The sequence below is a fragment of the Achromobacter pulmonis genome (assembly GCF_021733725.1).
Classification (GTDB): Bacteria; Pseudomonadota; Gammaproteobacteria; order Burkholderiales; family Burkholderiaceae_B; genus Achromobacter; species Achromobacter pulmonis.
Genome location: NZ_JAIFOT010000001.1, coordinates 5,174,560 through 5,196,178, shown reverse-complemented (window position 1 = coordinate 5,196,178; position 21,619 = coordinate 5,174,560). Strand labels below are relative to the sequence as shown.

The 21,619-nt window shown below is 68.7% G+C and carries 20 protein-coding genes and 3 pseudogenes; 8 read left to right on the top strand and 15 right to left on the bottom strand.

Annotated elements, in window-relative coordinates:
* Positions 1 to 112: 112 nt before the first annotated feature.
* From K2W61_RS23930 to K2W61_RS23915, 4 genes are all read right to left on the bottom strand, one after another.
* A complete protein-coding gene (locus tag K2W61_RS23930; RefSeq protein WP_175132177.1) occupies positions 113 to 940 on the bottom strand; it encodes an ABC transporter permease subunit in 828 nt (275 codons plus the stop codon).
* Positions 933 to 1,769, bottom strand: coding sequence for a taurine ABC transporter ATP-binding protein (locus K2W61_RS23925; RefSeq protein ID WP_175132176.1), 837 nt, complete (start codon positions 1,767 to 1,769; stop codon positions 933 to 935). Before K2W61_RS23925 ends, K2W61_RS23930 begins: the two co-directional genes overlap by 8 nt.
* An 89-nt stretch (positions 1,770 to 1,858) precedes the next feature.
* On the bottom strand, positions 1,859 to 2,887 hold the full coding sequence (tauA, locus tag K2W61_RS23920) for a taurine ABC transporter substrate-binding protein (protein WP_236756719.1): 1,029 nt from the start codon (positions 2,885 to 2,887) through the stop codon (positions 1,859 to 1,861).
* 216 nt (positions 2,888 to 3,103) lie between these two features.
* Positions 3,104 to 3,955: a LysR family transcriptional regulator gene (locus K2W61_RS23915; RefSeq protein ID WP_175132174.1), complete on the bottom strand. Its 852-nt coding sequence runs from the start codon at positions 3,953 to 3,955 to the stop codon at positions 3,104 to 3,106.
* Between the two features lie 75 nt (positions 3,956 to 4,030).
* Here K2W61_RS23915 and K2W61_RS23910 point away from each other — a divergent pair, with 75 nt between their 5' ends.
* Positions 4,031 to 4,993 carry a DMT family transporter gene (locus K2W61_RS23910; protein WP_236756718.1) on the top strand — a complete coding sequence of 321 codons (963 nt, stop codon included), beginning with the start codon at positions 4,031 to 4,033 and terminating at the stop codon, positions 4,991 to 4,993.
* A gap of 62 nt (positions 4,994 to 5,055) precedes the next feature.
* Here K2W61_RS23910 and folE read toward each other — a convergent pair whose 3' ends face one another.
* From folE to K2W61_RS23895, 3 genes are all read right to left on the bottom strand, one after another.
* Positions 5,056 to 5,601 (bottom strand): GTP cyclohydrolase I FolE, encoded by a 546-nt coding sequence (gene folE / locus K2W61_RS23905; RefSeq protein ID WP_175140044.1) that lies wholly within the window; start codon positions 5,599 to 5,601, stop codon positions 5,056 to 5,058.
* Positions 5,602 to 5,728: 127 nt separating this feature from the next.
* Entirely contained in the window at positions 5,729 to 6,385 is a 657-nt protein-coding gene (locus K2W61_RS23900) for a response regulator (RefSeq protein ID WP_175132172.1), read from the bottom strand.
* Positions 6,382 to 7,803 (bottom strand): cache domain-containing protein, encoded by a 1,422-nt coding sequence (locus K2W61_RS23895; RefSeq protein ID WP_175132171.1) that lies wholly within the window; start codon positions 7,801 to 7,803, stop codon positions 6,382 to 6,384. The genes K2W61_RS23900 and K2W61_RS23895 overlap by 4 nt, the downstream gene beginning before the upstream one ends.
* Before the next feature lie 317 nt (positions 7,804 to 8,120).
* Between K2W61_RS23895 and K2W61_RS23890 the strand changes: the two genes are divergently transcribed.
* From K2W61_RS23890 to K2W61_RS23875, 4 genes are all read left to right on the top strand, one after another.
* Positions 8,121 to 10,208, top strand: a complete 2,088-nt coding sequence (locus K2W61_RS23890) for a carbon starvation CstA family protein (protein ID WP_175140042.1) — start codon at positions 8,121 to 8,123, stop codon at positions 10,206 to 10,208.
* A 17-nt stretch (positions 10,209 to 10,225) separates the two neighbouring features.
* Entirely contained in the window at positions 10,226 to 10,438 is a 213-nt protein-coding gene (locus K2W61_RS23885) for a YbdD/YjiX family protein (RefSeq protein ID WP_006219198.1), read from the top strand.
* Positions 10,439 to 10,619: 181 nt separating this feature from the next.
* Positions 10,620 to 11,876, top strand: a complete 1,257-nt coding sequence (locus K2W61_RS23880) for a M24 family metallopeptidase (protein WP_236756717.1) — start codon at positions 10,620 to 10,622, stop codon at positions 11,874 to 11,876.
* An 82-nt stretch (positions 11,877 to 11,958) separates the two neighbouring features.
* Positions 11,959 to 12,606 carry a CerR family C-terminal domain-containing protein gene (locus tag K2W61_RS23875; protein WP_236756716.1) on the top strand — a complete coding sequence of 216 codons (648 nt, stop codon included), beginning with the start codon at positions 11,959 to 11,961 and terminating at the stop codon, positions 12,604 to 12,606.
* Here the strand turns inward: K2W61_RS23875 and K2W61_RS23870 are convergent.
* The gene (locus K2W61_RS23870; RefSeq protein WP_236756715.1) at positions 12,603 to 13,778 is read right to left on the bottom strand and encodes an MFS transporter; all 1,176 of its coding nucleotides are present in this window, start codon (positions 13,776 to 13,778) and stop codon (positions 12,603 to 12,605) included. The two genes, K2W61_RS23875 and K2W61_RS23870, sit on opposite strands and share 4 nt — an antisense overlap.
* A gap of 77 nt (positions 13,779 to 13,855) precedes the next feature.
* Positions 13,856 to 14,515 (bottom strand): DAPG hydrolase family protein, encoded by a 660-nt coding sequence (locus K2W61_RS23865; protein ID WP_236757072.1) that lies wholly within the window; start codon positions 14,513 to 14,515, stop codon positions 13,856 to 13,858.
* Positions 14,516 to 14,674: 159 nt separating this feature from the next.
* On the opposite strand from K2W61_RS23865, the gene K2W61_RS23860 reads away from it, so the two are divergent.
* Positions 14,675 to 15,331: a TetR/AcrR family transcriptional regulator gene (locus tag K2W61_RS23860; RefSeq protein ID WP_236756714.1), complete on the top strand. Its 657-nt coding sequence runs from the start codon at positions 14,675 to 14,677 to the stop codon at positions 15,329 to 15,331.
* 156 nt (positions 15,332 to 15,487) lie between these two features.
* On the top strand, positions 15,488 to 16,039 hold the full coding sequence (locus K2W61_RS23855) for a Dps family protein (protein ID WP_175140039.1): 552 nt from the start codon (positions 15,488 to 15,490) through the stop codon (positions 16,037 to 16,039).
* Between the two features lie 61 nt (positions 16,040 to 16,100).
* Here K2W61_RS23855 and K2W61_RS23850 read toward each other — a convergent pair whose 3' ends face one another.
* The 5 genes and pseudogenes from K2W61_RS23850 to K2W61_RS27965 all read right to left on the bottom strand — a co-directional run.
* Positions 16,101 to 16,595, bottom strand: coding sequence for a hypothetical protein (locus K2W61_RS23850; protein WP_175132164.1), 495 nt, complete (start codon positions 16,593 to 16,595; stop codon positions 16,101 to 16,103).
* 173 nt (positions 16,596 to 16,768) lie between these two features.
* Entirely contained in the window at positions 16,769 to 19,513 is a 2,745-nt protein-coding gene (locus K2W61_RS23845; RefSeq protein WP_236756713.1) for an autotransporter family protein, read from the bottom strand.
* A gap of 458 nt (positions 19,514 to 19,971) precedes the next feature.
* A complete protein-coding gene (gene msrA / locus K2W61_RS23840; protein ID WP_175132162.1) occupies positions 19,972 to 20,664 on the bottom strand; it encodes a peptide-methionine (S)-S-oxide reductase MsrA in 693 nt (230 codons plus the stop codon).
* Positions 20,665 to 20,699: 35 nt separating this feature from the next.
* On the bottom strand, positions 20,700 to 21,200 hold the full coding sequence (gene msrB / locus K2W61_RS23835) for a peptide-methionine (R)-S-oxide reductase MsrB (protein WP_175132161.1): 501 nt from the start codon (positions 21,198 to 21,200) through the stop codon (positions 20,700 to 20,702).
* Positions 21,201 to 21,277: 77 nt separating this feature from the next.
* Positions 21,278 to 21,412 (bottom strand): annotated as a pseudogene (locus K2W61_RS27965) (pentapeptide MXKDX repeat protein); the annotation flags it as partial.
* Here K2W61_RS27965 and K2W61_RS27960 point away from each other — a divergent pair.
* A pseudogene (locus tag K2W61_RS27960) lies at positions 21,368 to 21,466 on the top strand (hypothetical protein); the annotation flags it as partial. The pseudogenes K2W61_RS27965 and K2W61_RS27960 sit on opposite strands and share 45 nt — an antisense overlap.
* A 60-nt stretch (positions 21,467 to 21,526) precedes the next feature.
* On the opposite strand, the pseudogene K2W61_RS27955 reads toward K2W61_RS27960, so the two are convergent.
* Positions 21,527 to 21,589, bottom strand: a pseudogene (locus tag K2W61_RS27955) (pentapeptide MXKDX repeat protein); the annotation flags it as partial.
* Positions 21,590 to 21,619 lie beyond the last annotated feature (30 nt).

Below are 21,619 nucleotides of genomic sequence, written 5' to 3'. Positions count from 1 at the left end.
CCGGGGACGCGATCCCAGGATAGAGGAGCCAGGTGGAGAAAAGGAATGCGGGATTGCCCTGCCGATGCGTCTGGCGCGGACGCATCGGCCCGAAAATGGAACGGCGGGCGTCCTAGATGCGTCCCTTCCACGGAATCGCGAATTTCTCCAGATACCGCACCAGCAGGTCGAAGGCGAAGGCGAACACGCCGATCACGATGATGCCCATGATGACCGTGTCGCTGGCCAGGAACTGCGCCGCGTTCAGCACCATGAAGCCCAGTCCGCGGTCGGCCGCCACCATCTCGGCGGCCACCAGCGTGGTCCAGCCGACCCCGATGCCGATGCGCATGCCGGTGAAGATCTCCGGCATGGCGGCTTTCAGGATCACGTGCCAGACGATCTGCATGCGCGTGCCGCCCATGGCGTAGGCGGCGTGGATCTGCTCGATCGACACCGAGCGCACGCCGGCGCGCGCGGCGATGGCCATGGGCGCGAAGATGGCCAGGTAGATCAGCAGGATCTTGGGAAACTCGCCGATGCCGAACCAGATGATGATGAGCGGCAGGTAGGCCAGCGGCGGCAGCGGGCGGTAGAACTCGATCGGCGGATCGAAGATGCCGCGCGCGTAGCGGTTCACGCCCATCAGGATGCCGACCGGGATGGCGGTGGCGCAGGCCAGGAAGAAGGCCGAGAACACCCGCGTCAGGCTGGCCATGGCGTGCTCGGCCAGAGTCGAGTTGGCCACGCCCTCGGTCATGGCGGATACGAACTTGCCGTAGACCGCCTGCGGCGACGGCAGGAACAGCGGCTTGACCCAGCCGGCGTTGGTGGCCAGGAACCACAGCGCCAGCAGCGCGATGCTGGTCAGCAGGCTGATGTGGCCGCTGTAGCCGGCGCCCGGCGCGCCGTAGACCTTGCCGGGCGCGGCCGGCCGGCGGCGGCCCAGGCCGCTAGGCATGGACGGCCTGCGCGTCGGATGCGGCGAGTTCATCGCCGTAGATGATGCCGAGGACTTGCTCGCGCATGGCGATGAAGTCGGGACTCGATTTGATGCCGCGGCCATCGCGCGTCTCCAGGTAGCGCCGGTTGAAGTCCGGCTGGAAGGTGTGGGTGATGCGTCCCGGGCGCGGCGACATGACGATCAGCCGCGAGCCCAGGAACAGCGCCTCTTCCACGCTATGGGTGATGAAGAAGAACATCTTGCCGGTCTGGCGCCAGATATCCAGCAGCAGCTCCTGGATGGTCTCGCGCGTGAGCGCATCGAGCGCCGCCATCGGCTCGTCCATCAGCAGCATGGCCGGATCGCAGGTCAGGGCGCGGGCGATGCCCACGCGCTGCTGCATGCCGCCGGAAAGCTGGTAGATCATGTGGCGGTGGAAGTCCTTCAGGCCCACGAGCTCCAAGTTGCGGCGGGCGCGGGCGCGGCGCGTCTCCTTGTCCACGCCCTGCAGCTTGAGACCGAATTCGGTGTTCTCCAGTACGTTCAGCCAGGGCAGCAGGGCGTGCTTCTGGAACACCACGCCGCGGTCGGCGCCGGGGCCGGTGATGGGCCGGCCGCCCAGCGTGATGTCGCCCTCGGTGGGCGACAGGAAGCCGGCCAGCAGGCTCAGCAGCGTGGTCTTGCCGCAGCCCGAGGCGCCCAGGGCGACGACGAATTCGCCGGGTTCGATGGTCAGGTTGACGTCCTGCAGCGCGACCACCGGCCCGCTGTCGTGCAGCCCGGGGTAGGTGACGCTGACGTGGTCCGCGCGCAGGGCCTGCGCGGCGGGCGTGGCGGGTGAGGTCATGCGAGGTCCCCTTGCATGGTGCGTCGCCCGCGGCCAGGCGGGCGACGGGGCCGGGCGCGGCTTGCGGCGCGCCCGGCGTCTGGCCGCGGCTATTTGGCGGCCGCTTTGGCGTACTGGTCGGTGACGTGGGCGCTGTAGTCGTCCAGCGCCTTGTCGATCTGCTTCTGGTCTTTCAGGAATTTAGCGCTGGCGGCGAACGCGCGCGCCGCGCCCGACTCCTTGCCGCCGCCCAGCCATTCGGAAGAGGCCTGCTCCTGGGCGGTGGGAAAGGTCAGCAGCTTGAGCGCGGCGGCGACGTCATCGGGCTTGCCGCCGATCAGCTTGACGATACGCTTGACCTGGGCCGAGTCGGCGGTCCAGGCGGCCGGGTTGGCGCGGTAGGCGGCATACGACTTGGCCAGTACGGCGGTGAAGGCGGCCATGAACTTGGGATTCTTGGCCGCCCAGGCGCGGTCGACCACCAGGCCGTCGAAGGTCGGCACGCTGGCGCGGCCGATGGCTTCGGAATCGGCGATGACCTTGCCGGTTTTCTCGATCTCGGTCAACGCAGGCGGCCAGACGTAGGCGGCGTCGATGTCGCCGCGCTGCCAGGCGGCCACGATCTGCGGCGGTTGCATGTTCAGGATGCGTACCTCGCGCGGATTGATCTTCCAGACCTGCTCCAGCCCCACCAGCAGGTGAAAGTGCGAGGTCGACACGAACGGCGTGGCCACGCGCTTGCCTTTCAGGTCGGCGGTGCTGTTGATGCCGGAGCCATTGCGCGCCACCAGCGCTTCGGACTTGCCGATGTTGTCCAGGACCCAGAACAATTGCAGGTCGACGCCGCGGGTGGCGGCCGAGGTGATGCCGGTGGAGCCGAGCACGCCGACCGGCACGTTGCCCGAGGCCAGCGCGGTGGAAATGTCGCCGCCGGAGGTGAACTGGCGCCAGTCGACCTGGTAACCGGCGTCTTTCAGGGCGGCATCGAAACTGCCGTCGGCGATGGCGGTGAGGAAGGGCCCGACGATGAGCTGGTAGCCCACGGTCAGGCGGGTCTGGGCATGGGCGGGCGCGGCCAGCACGGTGGCGGCCAGGCCGGCCAGGATGCCGCGGCGGATGAGGCGGTATAAGGCGTTCATGGTGATCTCCCGTAGAGAATGGGCCGCGCCCCGACGCGACCGGCTTGTGCCGGTGCGGCCTGTGGTGCCAGTTTGCCCGGATCGGGCCACAGCGCTAGGGCCAGATGCCGTATTCGGTAGGAGCCACAGGGCGCAGCGCCCAGGGGCTGTCCCGCGCGGCCACGCCTGGCGGGGGATGGCCATTCCTGGCGCGGGACGCCGATGCAGCGGCGTGCGCTAGAGCCTGAAATGGCGCCGCAGGGTGTGTTCCAGCAGATCGGCGGCCGGGTCGGCCGGCGATGCGGCGGCGCGCAATAGAACGATTTCATGCGCCGCGATGGCCGGCAGTCCATCGAGCACGCGCATCGCGCCGGTGATCCGCGAGCGATCGATCAGGCTCACGGCCAGGCCGGACTCGACGCACGCCGCCACCGCCTGGCTCGACGGACTGCTCAGGACCACCCGCCAGGCCTGGCCGGCGCGGTCCAAGGCGGTCGTCATTGCCTCCCGGTAAGGGCAATGCGCCGCATGCAGCGCCAAGGGCAGGGGATCGGGCAACGGCGTTCCCAGCCCGGCGCCGCCTGCCCATACCGGCGTGGTCAGGGTCAGCGCCCGCCCGTCCGGCCGCTTGGCCATCGCCTGCGCCGCCAGCGCCAGATGCAGGCGACCGCGCTCGACCTGATCACGCAAGGCCAGGCTGGGCGCCGTCGTCACTTCCAGCACGACGCCCGGCCATTGCGCCGCGAACAGCGGCAGGATGTCGCGGATGACGTGGGCAGCGTACTCGTCGGGCAGGCCCAGCTTGATGCGCCCGGCCAGCGCCGTCCCCTGGATGCCGCCCAGTACCCGGTCGTGGACGCGCAGCAGCTCGGCCGTGCTGCCCAGCACGCGCTGGCCCAATGGCGTCAGCGTCACCGATTGGTTGTCGCGCTCGAGCAGCCGGCCACCGGCCAGGGCTTCCAGCCGCTGGATGTGCATGCTGACGGCCGCCGGGCTGCGGTGGACCTGTTCCGCGGCGGCGCGGAATTGGCCCAGCCGGGCCACGGCATGGAAGGTGCGCAGCAGGTCGATATCCAGGGATGGGTTCATGGTTTCGATTTTGTGAACAAGATGGCAAATATATTTTGATTTATTTGATTATGGCCAGGCGTTAAGGTCAAGGCCATGAAGACGCCGACCATGATCCATCCCGCCCCGTCCTGCCGCGCGACCGGCAACGCCACATCTGAGCCCTCCGTCGTCCGGCGCGCGTCGGTGGCTGCCGTGCCACTGCTGGCGCTGGAGGCCGCGCTGGTCGTGACCTGGAGTTCGGGGTTCGTCGGGACGCGCTTTTCCATCGATCACGCCCCGGTCTTCTTGGTGGTGTTCTGGCGTTGCGTGGTGGTGACGCTGGCGTTGCTGCCCTGGGTGGCTGGGCAGTTGCGGCGCGCGCCGCTGGCGGTGTTGTTGCGTCATGCCGGCATCGGCCTGCTGGCGATGGCCGGCTACCTGGCGGGCGTGTCCAAGGGCATTGAGTACGGCGTGCCCGCGGGCCTGGCGGCGCTGATCGCCGACCTGTTGCCGATCGGCACCGCGCTGCTGGGCGCGGGACTGCTTGGCCAGCGCCTGGACAAGCGTGTCTGGCTGGGATTGATGCTGGGATTACTCGGCGTGATCCTGGTGACGCAGGATGCCCTGGCCTGGGGCGAGACACCCCTGTGGAGCTACGGTCTGCCGCTGCTGGGCATGCTGTCGCTGGCGCTGGCGACCTTGTGGCAGAAGCGGGCCGATTCACCCGCTGCCCTGGGCTTGCTGGCCAATCTGTGGCTGCAGTGCGCCATTTCGGCCTTGGCCTTCGCCGCGCTGGCGGGCAGGGAAGGCAGCTTGCTGCCGGTTCCCAGCCCGGGGTTCGCGCTGAGCGTGCTGTGGACGGCGGTGCTGTCCACGCTGGGCGGCTATGGCCTGTATTGGATCTGCCTGCGACGCTCGTCGCCGACCCGTGTCGCCAGCGTGCTGTACCTGAGTCCCGCGGTCACCCTGTTGTGGGCCTGGGCCATGTTCGATGAGCCGTTGTCCTGGTTGATGCTGCTGGGCACGGGGGTGTCGGGTTGCGGCATCTGGATGGTCGTGCGCGGCGAACGGCGCTAGCGCTCCCTTCGCGCCATCGAGGGCGGCGCAAACCGCCCTTGCCTGGGGGATGCGGGGGCGCTTCAGCGGATCAGGCTGAGGAATTCCGCGCGGGTCGAGGGATTCTCGTGGAATTCGCCCAGCATCACCGACGTGACCATGGACGAATTCTGCTTTTCGACGCCGCGCATCATCATGCACATGTGCTGCGCCTCGATCACCACGGCCACGCCGGCCGCGCCGGTGACCGATTGCACCGCCTCGGCCACCTGGCGGCTGAGGTTTTCCTGGATCTGCAGGCGGCGGGCGTACATCTCGACGATGCGCGCCACCTTGGACAGGCCCAGCACTTTGCCATTGGGCAGGTAGGCCACGTGCGCCTTGCCGATGAAAGGCAGCATGTGGTGCTCACAGAGCGAATACAGCTCGATGTTCTTGACCAGCACAATCTCGCGCGTGTCGGACGTGAACAGCGCGCCGTTGACGATTTCGTCCAGGTTCTGGTGGTAGCCGCGGCACAGGTGGCGCATGGCCTTGGCCGCGCGCGCCGGCGTGTCGGCCAGGCCTTCGCGGGACGGATCTTCCCCCAGGGCTTCCAGAATGGCGGTGTAGTGATTTTCCAATGACATGGGAACTCCTGGGGGCTGCGCGCCGGCAACGGCGATGAACACGCAAGTCTACCCCAGCGCCGGGCCGTTCCGCAGCCGCGGTTGCCCGGCCAGCGTCCGGCCGCCAGCGGGGGCAGCCGGCGCCGGGTCAGACGCCGCGATTCTCGACCGCGTACTTGATCAGTTCGGCCTGGCCGTCGATGCCCAGCTTGCGCTTGATGTTCAGCCGGTGAGTTTCGACGGTGCGCACCGACAGGCCCAGCGCCTGGGCGATCTGCTTGTTGGCGTGGCCGCTGGCGATGTGGCGCAGCACGTCGCGCTCGCGCTGCGTCAGCAGGGTGGCGGGGGCGCTGGCCTGCGACAGGCGCAGCGACACGGCGGCGCTGAAGTAATTGCGGCCGGTCATGACGGTATCGATGGCGGCCAGGATCTCCTGGGCCGGCTCGTCCTTGAGCAGGTAGCCGCGCGCGCCGGCGCGCACCGCCTGCAGCATGTATTCGGGGTTGTCGTGCATCGACAGCACCAGCACCGCGATCTGTGGATAGCGCTCGTGCAATTGCGCGGTCAGTTCCAGGCCGCCCACGCCCGGCATGTTCAGGTCCATCAGCACCAGCTGCGGCAGGGCGCCGCCCTGCGGGTCCTCGGCGACGCAGGCCTGCAGGAAGGCGAGGGCGGCGGCGGCGTTGCCGGCCTCGCCCACCACCTGCAGGTGCGGCACGGTTTCCAGGCGCAGGCGCAGGCCGTCGCGCACCAGCGGGTGGTCGTCGATCAGCAGCAATCGGATGGGGGAGCCAGGGTCGGTCATACGGAGGGGGAAGCGTCGGAAGAGGGGGCTGGCGGCAAGGGCAGCCAGGCCTGCAGGGTGGTGCCCTGGTTGGAGGTGTGGAAGCTGAGGCTGCCGGACAGCGCCGTCATGCGTTCGCGCATGTTGCGCAGGCCGATGCCGCCGCGCGGGTCCTGCTGCACCGCGGCGTAGTCGAAGCCGCGGCCGTCGTCGTGAATGGTCAGGCGCAGTTCGCGCTCGGCGTAGGTCAGCGTCAGGTCGGCGTGGCGGGCGCCGGCGTGGCGCACCACGTTGGTGAGCGCCTCCTGGGTGACGCGGAACAGGGCGGTGGCGTAGGCCTCGGGCAGTTTCACCGGCCGGCCCTGGGTGGACAGGCGCACGGCCAGCGGCGCGGCGCCGTGCTGGCTGGCGCTGGCGAATTCGCGGCCCAGGTGTTCCAGCGCGGCCGGCAGGCCCAGGTCGTCCAGCAGCGCGGGGCGCAGGTTGTGCGAGATGCGGCGTACCTCGCCCACGGCGCTATTGAGGCGGTCGAGCGCGCCGCCCAACGGGGTGTCGATGTGCGCCAGCGCGCGCGGCTCGGCCCCCAGGGCCTGGCGCAGGCGGTCGCGGGCGGCTTCGAGAGCCAGCTTGCCCGACACCAGCACCTGGCTGATGCCGTCGTGCAGCTCGCGCGACAGGCGCGCGCGTTCGTCTTCCTGCGAGCGCACCAGTTGCTGGGCCATCAGCCGCAGCTTGGCGTCGGATTGGCGATGGTCGCTGATATTGAGCGCCAGCCCGCAGGCCGCCACGCCCAGGATCGAGACCGCCGCGATACCGGCGACCCAGGCGAACATGTTGCGGATGTTGGCCTGGGCGGCGGCGTCGATGTGCGCCAGCGCCTGCTCGACGTCGTCCAGGTAGATGCCGGTGCCGAGCATCCAGCCCCAGCGTTCCAGCACCACCACGTAGCCGAGCTTTTCGACGGTCTGGTGGGTCGAGGGCTTTTCCCAGAGATAGTGAACCGCCTGGCCCTGGCTGCCGCCGTGGCGGGCGGCGGCCAGCAGGTTCTGGATCACCGGCTGTCCCCGGGTGTCGCGCAGGTTCCAGAGCTCCTGGCCGACCAGTTCGGGCTGGCGCGGATGCATCAGATTCTTGCCGCGCAGGTCGTAGACGAAGAAATAGCCGTCGTGGCCGAATTCCATCTGCGCCAGCAGCGCCAGCGCGCGCTCGCGCGCGGCGTCGCCATCGCTGGCGTCCTGCAGCGGGGCGATGGCGCTGTAGGCCAGGCTGACGTAGTGGCGCAGTTCGCTTTCCTTGCTGCCGAGCCAGGCGTTTTCCACTACTTCTTTCTCGCGCTGGGCCAATTGCAGGCCCTGCACGTACACCGCCACGGCGATGGCCGCCAGCGCCACCAGCAGGGGGACGGCGGCCAGCAAGAGGATTTTGAGGCGCAGCTTCATCAGGGGATTTGTATCAGCGCGAGGCGCGCGTGTTGCGATGCATCAAGGAAGAAAGGCCGCCGCCCTGCAAGCGGGCGCGCGATCGATTTTACGATCCCGGCCTTGAATATGCTGCGGCGCATTCCGTAGTACCACGTAGGGGACTTGCGTAGTTCCGCGCTTGTTGCGCCTGGGGCAAACCGAAATACTAACGCCCGCGTCGACCGGACGCCGTGCGGACGCCTGCGTCCGCCACCCTACAACAATGAGTCTGCCTACCCGCGGGACGAAAAAAACGTTTCACGCCAAAAGCAGGGCGGGAGGCTAGAGGAGCACTTATGCAAACCAGCAGTAAGGGACTGGGTCAGCACCTGGTCTGGCTGGCGGTTGCGGTATTGGGCGCGTTCGCGCTCGGCACCGTGGCGCTGGCCAGAGGGGAGACCGTCAACGCGCTATGGGTGGTGATCGCCGCCGTCTGCGTGTACTTGATCGCATACCGGTATTACAGCCGCTTCATCGCCAACAAGGTGTTCCGCCTTGACCCGACGCGCATGACGCCGGCCTGGAAGTACAACGACGGCCTGGACTACGTGCCGACCAACAAGCACGTGCTGTTCGGCCACCACTTCGCCGCCATCGCCGGCGCCGGCCCGCTGGTCGGCCCCGTGCTGGCCGCGCAGATGGGCTACCTGCCCGGCATGTTGTGGATCCTGGCCGGCGTGGTGTTTGCCGGCGCGGTGCAGGACTTCACCATCCTGTTCATCTCGACGCGCCGCGACGGCCGTTCGCTGGGCGACCTGGTCAAGTCCGAGCTGGGCAAGATCCCGGGCGTGATCGCGCTGTTCGGCGCCTTCATGATCATGGTCATCATCCTGGCGGTGCTGGCGCTGATCGTGGTCAAGGCCCTGACGCACTCGCCGTGGGGCACGTTCACGGTGGCCGTGACCATTCCCATCGCGCTCTTCATGGGCGTATACCTGCGCTACATCCGCCCGGGCAAGATCGGCGAAGTGTCGGTCATCGGCTTCGTCGGCCTGATGGCCGCCATCGTGTTCGGCCAGGACGTGGCTGCGCATCCGGTCATCGGCCCGATGTTCGACTTCGACGGCAAGGGCCTGACCTGGATCCTGATCATCTACGGCTTCATCGCCTCGGTGCTGCCGGTGTGGCTGCTGCTGGCGCCGCGCGACTATCTGTCGACCTTCCTGAAGATCGGCACCATCGTCGGCCTGGCCATCGGCATCGTGGTGGTCGCGCCCGAGCTGAAAATGCCGGCGCTGACCCAATTCGTGGACGGCACCGGCCCGGTGTGGTCGGGCAACCTGTTCCCGTTCCTGTTCATCACCATCGCCTGCGGCGCGGTGTCGGGCTTCCATGCCCTGATCTCGTCGGGCACCACGCCCAAGCTGATCGAGAACGAAACCCAGGCCCGCTACATCGGTTACGGCGGCATGCTGATGGAATCGTTCGTCGCCATCATGGCGCTGGTGGCCGCTTGCGTGATCGAGCCGGGCATCTATTACGCCATGAACAGCCCGGCGGCCGTCATCGGCACCACGCCTGACCAGGTGGCCCAGGTGGTGTCCAGCTGGGGCTTCGTGGTGACGCCGGCCGACCTGGTGCAGACCGCCAAGGACGTGGGCGAAAGCACCATCATCTCGCGCGCCGGCGGCGCGCCGACCCTGGCCGTGGGTATGGCGCACATCCTGCACCAGGCCATCGGCGGCCCCAGCATGATGGCGTTCTGGTACCACTTCGCCATCCTGTTCGAGGCGCTGTTCATCCTGACGGCGGTGGATGCCGGCACCCGCGCCGGCCGCTTCATGCTGCAGGACCTGCTGGGCACCTTCGCGCCGTCGCTCAAGCGCACCGAGTCGCTGCCGGCCAACCTGATCGCCACCGGCCTGTGCGTGGCGGCCTGGGGCTACTTCCTGTACCAGGGCGTGGTCGATCCGCTGGGCGGCATCAACACGCTGTGGCCGCTGTTCGGCATCGCCAACCAGATGCTGGCCGCGATCGCGCTGACGCTGGGCACCGTGGTGCTGTTCAAGATGAAGCGCGACCGCTACGCCTGGGTCACCGTGCTGCCCACGCTGTGGCTGCTGGCGTGCACCCTGACCGCCGGCTGGCAGAAGCTGTTCCACGCCGACCCCAAGGTCAGCTTCCTGTCGCACGCGGCCAAGTACAACGCCGCGATCGCCGAAGGCAAGGTGCTGGCTCCGGCCAAGTCGCTGGCGGAAATGTCGCGCGTGGTGCTGAACGACTACATCAACGCCGGCCTGTGCGCGATCTTCATGTTCGTGGTGGTCAGCATCGTGGTGTTCGGCATCCGTTCGGTGCAGCGCGCCCGCGCCGAGAACCAGCCGAGCGCGCGCGAAACGCCCTACGAAACCCTGCCGGCCGCCGCGGCCGCCGGCGCGGACTGAGGCCGGGAGGCGCCGCCATGCTGTTTTCCAACATGACCTCGGCGGCCGGCGCCGCCGGCCGCTATCTCGGCCAGACGCTGCGGTTGATGGTCGGGGTGCCAGACTACGAGACCTACGTCGAGCACATGCGGCGCACCCATCCGGACCAGGAGCCGATGAGCTACGAGGCGTTCTTCCGCGAGCGCCAGGATGCCCGCTACGGCGGCAAGAAGCGCATCGGCTGCTGCTGACGGGGAAGGGCGAGGAACCAATCCGGCCGCGCGCTTTGCCATCGGGCAAGCCGCGCGGCCTGACCGGCGCCGCGCCGTCACGGACCGGCCACGCCAGGCCTGGCCCGACATGATCGTTTGATTAATTCATTTGATTGAATTAATCTGCGCGCTCCTCTACTGCTCTGAAGGAGCACCGCTCATGACCCTGCCCCCCGCCCCTCTGTCGCTGGCGGAACGCGACCGGCGCTGGAACCTGGCCCGCGCCATCATGCGGGCCGAGGGCCTGGATGCCCTGGTGGTTTATGGCGACCGCGAAGCGGCCGCGCCCGCCGGCTTTTCACCCGATTGCTATTTCAGTAACGACCGTCCCGGATCGCTGGTCGTGTTCATCGGCGACGAGCCCCCGCGGGTCTACACCTTTGCCTCGCTGATGATCGCCGACCACATCCAGGCGGCCTTGCGCGGCGATCTCCAATGGATCGCGCCGGAACAGCTCTATGTCGGCAAGACCGGCCGGGATGTCGGCGGCTGGCTGGCCGAACGCGGGCTGGATGGCCGGCGCGTCGGTGTGATCGGCCTGGAGCCCTATCCGCCGTTCTATTTCGATGGCGCGCTGCCGGCCCGCACCCTGCAAGGCATGGCGCAGGCGCTGCCCAAGGCCGAATTCGTCCCCGTCTACAAGGCGTTCTTCCGCCTGGCCTCGGTCAAGAGCGAAGAGGAGCTGGGCCTGATCCGCCGCGCCGCTGATATCGGCGAGGCCATGAGCGAGGCCCTGCGCGCCACGGCCAGGCCGGGCGTCAGCGAAGCCGACCTGGTGGCCGCCGTCACCGCCACCTGCTTCGCGCTTGGCGGCTACACCGCCGAAGTGCTGCTGGGCACCGGGCCGGAGTATGTCGGCTGGGGGCCGCCCGCCTGGCAATACCGTTCGCAGCAGCCCCGAGTGCTGCGCGAGGGCGACATCGTGCTGTCGGAACTGTTCGCGCTGTATGGCCTGATGGAAACCCAGCACCAGGCCGCCGTTGCCATCGGCGAAGTCCATCCGGACTTCGAGCGCGCCGCCGCAGTGGCCCGCGCCGGCTACGACGCCGGGCTGGCGGCGCTGCGCGCCGGCAATACCTTCGGCGATCTGGTCGACGCCATGGAAGCGCCCCTGCTGGCCGCCGGCGGCTGGCATGTGCACCCCCTGGTCCACAGCATCAACCCGTACGGGCCGGTGGGTTTCGGCAGCGCGCCAGGCATAGAATCGCTGCCGGAGGCGGCCCGCTATCCGCAACTGCGGTCCTTGCCCACCGTGGGGCGGGACCTGCCCCTGCAAGCCGGCATGTGCTTCGCATTCGAGCCCAATTGCGGTTTCGGCCGCCATTTGGCGAATATCGGCGGCACCGTGATCGTGGGCGAAACAGGCGGCATCGCGCTGAACGAAAACTCGACCCGGCTGATGCGCGCGGACGGCTAGTGTGCCGGCGCCAGCCCTGCTATCCTGGCGCGCGGCCGGGCACTGCCCGGCCGCGCCGACGATACAGGAAGCAAGACCTCCCATGCAGACAACGTCCACTGAATCCCCCGCTGCCGAACGCGGCCTGGACACGCGCGAGCGGCTGCTGCGCGCCGGATTGGCGCTGTTCAGCCAGCTCGGCCTGGACGGCGTGCGCACGCGCCAACTGGCCGACGCCGCCGGCGTCAACCAATCCGCCATTCCCTACCACTTCGGTGGCAAGGAAGGGGTCTACGCCGCCGTGCTGGAACAGACGGCGCACGACATCGCCGCGCGCCTGGCCTGGCCCGAAACGCCGCCGGCCACGCCCAGGGAGGCCGCCACGCAATTGCGGGCGCTCATGCGGGACTTCGCCACGGCCTTGCTGGATTCCGACGCGTCCGCCGCCCGCAGCCTGCTGCTGGCGCGCGAACAACTGCAACCCACGCCCCGATTCGAGGCCATCCATGCCGCCCTGTTCATGCCGCTGCACGAAGCGGTCACCTGCCGGGTCGCGGTCCTGCGGCGCGAACCGCCCGGCGGGCGCGACAGCATCCTGCGCGCGCATGCAATCCTGGGGCAGGCCATCGTTTTTGCGGTGGCGCGCGAAGCCCTGCTGCGGCGCCTGGACACCAGGCGCCTGACGCCGGACACGGTCGCGGAGATCGCCGAGATGGTGGGCGCAACCGCCCTGGCGGCGGCGCGCGACTAACGGGCCGACCGCGCGCGCTTGTCGGCGGCCAGCACCAGCGGCACGGCGCAGGCCGCGCACAGCGCCATCGCCAGGAAGCCGCCCGGCGCATGGCTGCGATACAGCGCGCCGCCGAGCTGGATGCTGCCGAACATGAACACACCGCCCGAGAGCAGCGCATACAGCGCGATCGCCGAGGTCTTGCAGGCCGCCGGCACGCGCCGGGCGATGTACCACATGATGGCGGCGTTGTTGCCCGCCAGCGTGAAGCACTGCAGCAGTTGCAGCGCGGCGATCCAGGCCGGGTCGGTGGTGGCCGCCAGGCCGGTCCAGCGCAGCGCCGTCATGGCGGCCGAAACCAGGATCAGCCATTGCGCGCCGACCCGCGCCAGCACTTTCGGCGCCAGGACGAAGAACAGCACCTCGCTGGCCACGCCCACCGCCCACAGCATCGAGATCAGGGCCGGGGACAGGCCGCGATCGGTCCAGTAGAGCGTGGAGTACGAATACAGGAAGCCGTTGCTGGCCTGCACCAGCGAGGCGGCGCCGATGCACAGCAATAGCGGCCGGTCGCGCAGGATCTCGCGCATCGGCAGCCGCACGCGCGCGGCCGGGGCCTCGCCGGGCGCGGGACGGGCCGCCCGCGGCAGCAGGCGCACGCAGGCCAGGCAGGCCACGATGAGCAGCATCGACAGCCACATCACCCAGTCGGTGTCGAAGGTCTTGATCAGGTAGCCGCCGGCCACGGTCACCAGCGCGAAGCCAAGCGATCCGCTGGCGCGGATGAGGGTGTACGAGTGGCCCTGGCCGCGCCCGCTGGCGATCGCCATGCGATCGAGCAGCGGCAGCACCGCCGGGAACACCGCGTTCAGCAGCAGCGTGATGCCGAACAGCCAGGCCGGCGCCTGGCTGAAGGGATAGCACAGGAACAGCAGCAGCGAGGCGGTCAGCGCGGCGAAGATCAGGCCGTGCGCGCCGCCGCGCTGGTCGGCCACGTGCGCCACCACCGGCGTGGACAGGATCTTGGGCAGGAACGAGGTCGCCACGATCAGGCCGATCAGCGCCGGATCGAGGCCGCGGCCGGCGAACCACAAGGGAAGAAAGGGGATGCTGACGCCCTGCAAGCCGTAGTACAGGAAGTAGAACCCATGCAGGGCGATGGCGCCTTGCCGGGCGTCGGGGTTGCCGCGCATAACGATGTGACGGAAGGGGGGCGGTGGGAAAGCGCCGTAGCATACTCCTTCGGCCGGACCGCGCCGCGCGGCGGCCGTCACCAGGGCAGGGGCGCGGCTTCGCCGTTGGCGTGTTCGCCGTAGTAGATCGACGGCAGGAAGCGCGACAGGTAGGTGAACTCGGTATAGCAGTGGCGCAGCAGGTTCAGCCCCAGCACGTCGGGAACGTCCTGCTCCGGCTGCTCGCTCGACAGGCCCAGGTAGAAGCGGCTGCGCAGCACGCAGCCGAAAGGCGTGTCGCGCGCCAGGTGGATCATCTGGCCGTCCAGCGGGTCGCCGGCGGCATCGAGCCGGATGCGGTCGCCAAAGCCGATGCGGGCGTAGACGGCGGCGGACACGTCCTGGCTGACCTGCGCCGCGCGCAGGCGGATGGCATCGAAGGCTTCGTCGGGGGCGTGGAATTTCAGCTTCGCGGCCACCGGCGGCAGGTCGGCCAGCGATTCCACCGCATGGATCGAAGCGCCGATATAGCTTTCGCCGCGGCGCCAGGCGCCGTCCCAGCCGCGATGCTCGACGTGGTCGCGCGGATGCCACCAGCGGATGTGCTGCGTAGTCTGGAAGAACTTGAACCACCAATCGACCATGCGGCCCTTGCAGCCGTGCAGGTCGGTGCGCGCGGCCACCACCAGGCCGCCGCCGGGCAGCCGCTTGATGCCGGTTTCCAGCGGCAGCGGCGCGGGGTCGAGCAGGCTGTCCATGTCGGCGGCGATGTGCGCCGCATCGGGATGAGGGGAGGTCAAGGCGTGGCTCCGGGAAAAGGGGGGAGAAGCGGATTCTACAATAAAGAAACGATATCCGTTTCTAAAATATGGGCTGCGTGTAAGATCGCACCTCAACCACAGGAGCATTGCCCGACCATGGCATCGTCGCCCCCGCCGCGTCCGCGCGGCCGTCCCGCCCGGCCTGACGCCGAATTGCGCGCCGGAATCCTGGAGGCCGCCACCTGGCTGCTGTTGAACGAGGGTTATGCCGCCGCCACGCTGGAGGCGGTGGCCCGGCGCGCCGGTATGGCCAAGAAGACCGTCTACCGCTTCGCCGCCAACCGCGAAGACCTGGTGGCGCAGGTGGTGCGCGGCTGGACCGACAGCTTCGAGCCGGTGATGGCGCAGGAGGTCGGCAGCGCGGCCGAGGTGCTGCCGGCCCTGGCGCGGGTCTTGCAGGCGATCGCCGACCGCGCCCTGTCGGCCGAGGCCGTCGGCATGTTCCGGCTGCTGACCGCCGACTTTCCGGCGCGCGCGGCGCTGCTGGCGCTTTACCAGGAAAACGGCATCGAGCGCGGCACCGCGATGCTGGCCGCGTGGTTCGAGACCCTGGCCGCGCGCGGGTTGATTTACATCAAGCAACCGCGTCAGACCGCCGGCCTGCTGCTGGCCATGACCATCGCCGAACCGCTGCGGCAGATGGCGCTGGGCCTGGCCGCGCCGCTGCCGCAAAGCTCCATCGCCGATCGCATCCAGGCTTGCGTGGCGCTGTTCTCCGGGCAGGAAGGGGTCTTCGGGATACGGCCGCACTAGTGCCGCCATTCCTCCGGGGCGACGGCGGCGTTCAGCCTGGCGCCAGCCGCACGCGGCCATTGGCAAAGCGTGGAGACGGAATTACCCTGGGATCTCGCGGCGCGACCGATCGCGCCGCGTGCGTGTTTTCCGAATCATTTCCAGGAGCTGCGATTCATGGCCAAGAAACTGAATGCGAAGACCGTCAAGGCGGCAAAGACGCTGCGCAAGCGCCCATTGGCGACCCCCACCGACCTGGCTGCCGCCGCCACCCGCGATATCTCCGCGGTGTTGAACCAGGTGCTGGCCGACGTGTTCGCGCTGTACCTGAAGACCAAGAACTTTCATTGGCATGTCAGCGGGCCGCATTTTCGCGACTACCACCTGCTGCTGGATGAGCAGGGCGATCAGTTGTTCGCCATGACCGATCCCATCGCCGAGCGCATTCGCAAGATCGGCGGCACCACGATGCGTTCCATCGGCCATATTTCGCGCACCCAGCGCATCAGTGACAATGACGCCGACTACGTGCAGCCGCTGGACATGCTGGCCGAGCTGCGCGAAGACAACAAGACCCTGGCGGCGACGCTGCGCGAAGCCCATAACGTCACCGACGAACACCGCGACATCGCCAGCTCCAGCCTGATCGAGAACTGGATCGACGAGACCGAGCGGCGCACCTGGTTCCTGTTCGAGGCCAGCCGGCAGGGCGACGGCACCGGCCATTGAGCGGCGCCGGGCGCGCCGGCCGGGGCCTGGGCGGCGCCATGCGCCGTGGGCGGACGCGGCCTCAGCCGTCGCGTCCGAACCCGCCGCTGGCCCATTCCTGGGCGCGTTGCACGTTCAGCTTGTAGGTCGGCGCCACGTGGATGCGGGCCAGTTGTTCGCCCGCGTCATCGTAGGCGCTCAGCACGGCATAGGGCTCGTCATCGTCGGGCACGATATCCAGCTTGACGGTCAGGCGGCCGTCGGCGCCGTCGATCTTCACGCTCTTGTGCAGCGTGGCGTGCAATTGCTGTTCGTGGCGGCGCAGGACTTCGTTGGCCGTCTTGACCAGCGTGGAAAAGGCGGGCCCGTCCAGCGGCTTGGGGTTCTTCTTGTCGCGGCCCATGGTCCACGGGCCCACCAGGGCCGGTTCGGACTGTCCATCCAGCGTCATTTCGACGGCCCAGCCGTCGTCGTCTTCGTTCTTGATGATGCGGGCGGTCCAGCCATCGTCACGCCAGAGCGTGGCTTCCTTGCGGTGTCCGGCGGCGTCGGTGTCCGGCGTGTGGGTGTCATTCACTGCGGTGCTTTTCCTGGATGCGTTCGTCCGCGGCGGCATGGGCCGCGGACCTCGATGGCGGCGGTTGCCGCCAGTCCCCCGCACTGTAGCGCACTGCGGGCGAGGCTTCATGGCGCGCCCGCCGCCGGCGGGGCCGCGCGCGCCGCCTTGGCGCCTACGGCCCCGCTGCGCAACTAGAAGCGCAGCGTCAGCTTGAGCTGGCCCGACTGCTGGCGGTTGCCGCCGCCGAACTGGGCGTCGTAGGCCACGCCCACGGTGGTGTTGCGCGTGATCGCCATCTCGGCGCCGAGCCCGGCCACGGCGGCGTTTCGCGCGATCGGCACGCCCCGCACCGAGAACGTGCTGCCGCCGTCGAAGGCCAGTTCCTGGCTGGGCGTGACGTCGCCCATGGCGTGGCGCCAGCCGAGCGAGGCGGTCAGGCGGCCCGGCGCGCCGTGGGAGTCGAATTGCCACGAACCGCGCAGACCCAGCGTGGTGCTGGTGACGTCGTCGGTGCGGCCCTTGCCGCGCAGGGCCGCGCTGCCGCCCGACTCCTCGAAGCCGTGCGTGCGCAGTTGGTTCCAGGCCACGCCGGCAAAGGGTTCGATGGCATAGGCCTCGCCCAGCGGCAGGTGGTAGCCGAGTTCGGAGAACACCTGCGTCGACGCCGCGTGATACGACGACTTGAGCTGCTGGTTCAGGCCGCCGGCGGCGACGTCGCGCCGGGTGTCGATGTTGTGCCAGGTGTACGCGGCGCCGGCCATGAAGCGCACGTGGCCGGGACCGGCCGCGATGTTGCGGCCGCCGAACAGGGTCGCGGTATAGCTGTCGACATCGCTGCGCGACGCAGCCTCGGCGATGCTGTTGTGGCTGCCGGTGTAGCCGAGCGCGCCGCCCAGGCGCCAGCCGCCGCCGACCGCGCCGTCGCCGCCGACGAAGAGGCCGCCGGCCGATTGCTTGATGCGGGAGGCGTTGCCGTCGCCGTCGAACGTGCTCCAGTTGCCGAACGCCTGCGCCCAGACCGGCGCGGCGCCGCTTTGCGGCAAGGCGTCGGCCGAGAGCGAGCCCAACTGGGCCGTGGGCTGGCCGGCGCGCAGGGGCGCGTCGAGGTTGCCGCGCAGGTGTTCCAGCGGCAGCGCGCGCACGGTGTCGGCCTGGCCCTGCAGTACCGTGGCGGTGCTGGCGTGGGCTTCGCCGGCCAGCAACTTCAGGGCCGAGCGGGCCTGGTCGGCCGTCATGGCGAGCACCGCCGTGGTCACCTGGCGGGCGCCGCTGTCGCGGGCCGAGCCGTTGCCGCTGTCGAGCACCGGCGAGCCGCTGCCGCTGGCGGGCGGGTCTTCCTTGTCCAGCGCATCGCCCACGCTGCTCTCGTTGCCGCCGCTGCCGATGCTGCCGATCGGCACGTCGTTGCGCGTCAGGGTCATGAAGGCGTTGTTGGCGTCGTAGCTGAGCGTGGGCGTCAGGAAGGCATAGGCGCTGGAGGCGCCGGCGAAGCGGCCCTGGATGCCGCCGTCGGCCGTCAGGATGTTGTAGGTGGCGCGCGGCGCATAGTTGCCGGCCGGGCCCACGTGCGCCACGGTGCCGTCCAGGGTGGCGATACCGGTGACGTGGATGCGGTCGCTGGCGCTGCTGGCCGGATCGGCGTGCACGCGATAGACGGTGTCGGCGCCGAAGGCGAGGTTGCCGTTCACCGTCAGCGTGCCGATGGGCGAGCCGTCGTTGCCCGGCGAGATGACGGCGGTGGGATAGAGGGTGGTGGCGCCGACCTGGCCCACGCCCGCCAGCACGACTTCGCGGCCGATGTCCAGGGGGCCGTTCAACTTGCCGTCGATTTCCAGGGCGCCGTCGGCGATCAGGATGGGGCCGCTCAGGCCGCTGCTGTCGGCGGTCAGGATCAACGAGCCGGGGCCGGTCTTGACGAAGCCCTGGGTGCCTTGCAACGGGTTGTGGATGGTGTCGACGAACTGGCCCGAGGCGTAAGTGCCGTCACCGACCACCAGGGCCGGCGGATTGCCGCCGCTGCCCACCAGCGTGATGGGCGCGCCTTGCAGGGTGTAGCGGTCGGTGGCGAACTGGATGCCCGAGACCCGCACCGCACCGGCGCCGCCATCGACCGTGACGGTGCCGGCCGCGCCCGTGAAAATGGCGTAGCCGCCATCGGGCAGGGCGCCACTGGCGTTGGCCGGGCTGTTCCAGTTGCCGCTGGCGGCGCTCCAGGTGCCGTCGCCGCCGCCGGCGCGCGTCGCCGAGGCGGCGCCATTGCCATTCCACAGGTTGGTGGTGGCCGGGCCCAGGATCAAGTTGATCTGTTTGTCGCCGGTCAGCGACTGGATCGTGGCCGCGGGCACCGAGTCGCCGCTGACCGTGCCCAGTGTCAAACCGTTGCCGCTCAGCGTGCCGCCGTACGACAGGATGCGGTAATAGCCCGCGTTCACTCCCAGCGTGTTGACCGATACGTTCAGCGTCGTGTTGTTCAGGGCGACGTTGCCGGCCACGGTGAGGTTGTCGCCGGTGCCCGGCTGGGTGATCGGCAGGCCGGCGTAGCCGGTCTCGAAGTCGAACACGGCGTTGTTCAGGGACAGGTCGCCCTTGACGACGATATTGCCGTTGGACACGCCGGTCGGCGTGCCGACAGGATAGCCGGGGGCGACGCGCGCGCCGGTCACGTCGAGATTGCCGTCGATGGTGCCGAAGCCCGAGACGGTGCCGTTCGCGGTCGCGTTGACATTGCCGCCGAGAGTGACGCCGGCGCCGCCGCCGTTGCCGCCCACCACCAGGGTGCCGCCGTTGACGTCAACGCCGCCGGGAAAGGCGGCCGAGCCGTCGATCACCTGCGTGTTGCCGGGGCCGACGGTCAGGTCGGCGGCCATGGCGGCGCCGCAGCAGGAGGTACTCAGTGCGACCGTGGCCGTCAGCCACGGGTTGGTGCGATAAATCAAGACTGGGGTCCTTTTTGTCTCGGCCCGTCATCCGGCTTCCATACGGCGCGAACGGCGCAGACCGTGCCGCCGTGCGTTGAAATACTTTGTATGGAATGGAGGGGGCGGTGGAAAAAGGACGCAATTTATACCCGCTTTTTTGCAAACAAAAAAATCATCGAAAAGATACCATCCAAATCGACGAATTTTGCCGGTATGGATACCAACCACATTGATTTTATTGGGGATTTGGATACCGGCCAGATTATCAAAATGGCGGGAATTGATACATTCGATATTATTTTCCAGGCGATTGAAAATACGGCTTTCCGATTTTGGAAATGGCGCGGTTTTTATTATTGGCCGGTGCCTGGAAATGGCCGCGCGGCATTATGGCCGCGCCGCCCGGCGCGACGAATGCGGACCGGCGCACGCGGCCCCGGCACGCCGGGCCGCCGCCCGGCCTGTGCACTGGCCGGCTACGGATTGACCAGCACCGGCTTGTCCCGATACCGCGCCGGGAAGGTCTTGGCCAGGTTCTCCACCTTGGGCACGTCGTTCACCATGATGTACATGCTGTACGGGTGCCGCACCAGGTAGTCCTGGTGGTAGCCCTCGGCGGGGTAGAAGCCCTTGAGGGGTTCGACCGTGGTGGCCAGCGCCTTGGGGTACACGCCGGACTGGTTCAATTGCGCGATATAGGCTTCGGCCACTTTGCGCTGTTCGTCGTTGGCGGGGAACACCGTGGAGCGGTATTGCGTGCCGCTGTCCGGCCCCTGGCGGTTGAGCTGGGTCGGGTCGTGCGCCACCGAGAAGTAGATCTGCAGCAGTTGGCCGTAGCTGACCAATTTCGGGTCGTAGGTGATCTCGACCGATTCGGCGTGGCCGCTGCGGCCGCCGCTGACGGTGTCGTAGTCGGCGGTGGAGGCCTGGCCGCCGGCATAGCCGGAGACCGCCGAGGTGACGCCCTTGACGTGCTGGAACACCGCCTGCACGCCCCAGAAGCAGCCGCCGGCGATGACGGCTTTTTCCGGGGCCGCGGTGGCCGGCGTGTCGAGCGCGGGGGGCGGGATGATGAAGGCCTTTTCGGCGGCCTGCGCGGCGCCGCAGGCGAGCAGGGCGGCGGCGGCCAGCACGGCGTGGCGGGCGCGGGAGAGCGGGCGGAGCGACATGATGCGGAATCCTTGGAAAGATGCGCGGGCCGTGGTCAGGCCTGCGGGGTGAAGCGCATGGCCACGCCGTTCATGCAGTAGCGTAGACCGGTCGGGCGCGGTCCGTCGTCGAAGACGTGGCCCAGGTGGCCGCCGCAGTTGCTGCAATTGACGGCGGTGCGGCGCATGCCGAAGCTGCGGTCCTCCAGCGTGTCGACGGCATGGTCCAGCGGCTGCCAGAAGCTGGGCCAGCCGGTGCCGCTGTCGAACTTGGTGGTCGACGAAAACAGGTTCTGGGCGCAGCCGGCGCAGGCGAATGTGCCGGCGCGATGTTCGTCGTTGAGCGGGCTGGTGTAGGGCCGCTCGGTGCCCGCGCGGCGCAGCACCTCGTATTGCGCGGGGGTGAGTTTGGCGCGCCATTGTGCGTCGCTCAGGGTGTAGGGATAGGCGCGGGGCTGGGCGGCGCGCGCGCCGCGCCCGGCCAGCAAGGGCGCCAGGCCGGCGGCGGCCGCGAAGGCGCCGCCCGCGCCCAGGAAGTGCCTGCGTGTCAGTCGCATGGAAAGCTCCTTGTGGATGCGGGCCGCAGGCGGCGCGTTCGGGGCGGCGCCTGCGGCGTGGGGGAATGGGCGCGGGCCTATTTGCCCATGCTGTCCTTGGACATGCCACCCTTTTTCATGCCGTCGGGCGACATGGCATCCTTGGACATGGAGTTCTTCGACATGCCATCCTTGGCCATGCCGTCTTTCGCCATGCCATCCTTCGACATCGCGTCCTTGGACATGGAATTCTTCGACATGCCGTCCTTGGCCATGCCGTCTTTCGCCATGCCATCCTTCGACATGCCGCTCTTGGCCATGCCGTCCTTGGACATGTTGTCGGCCGCATGCGCGGCGACGGCGCCAAAGGCCAGGCACAGGGAGAAAGCGGCGGTGGTGAGTGTCTTCATGATGCGTTCCTCTGGTGGGTCGTGGGAAAA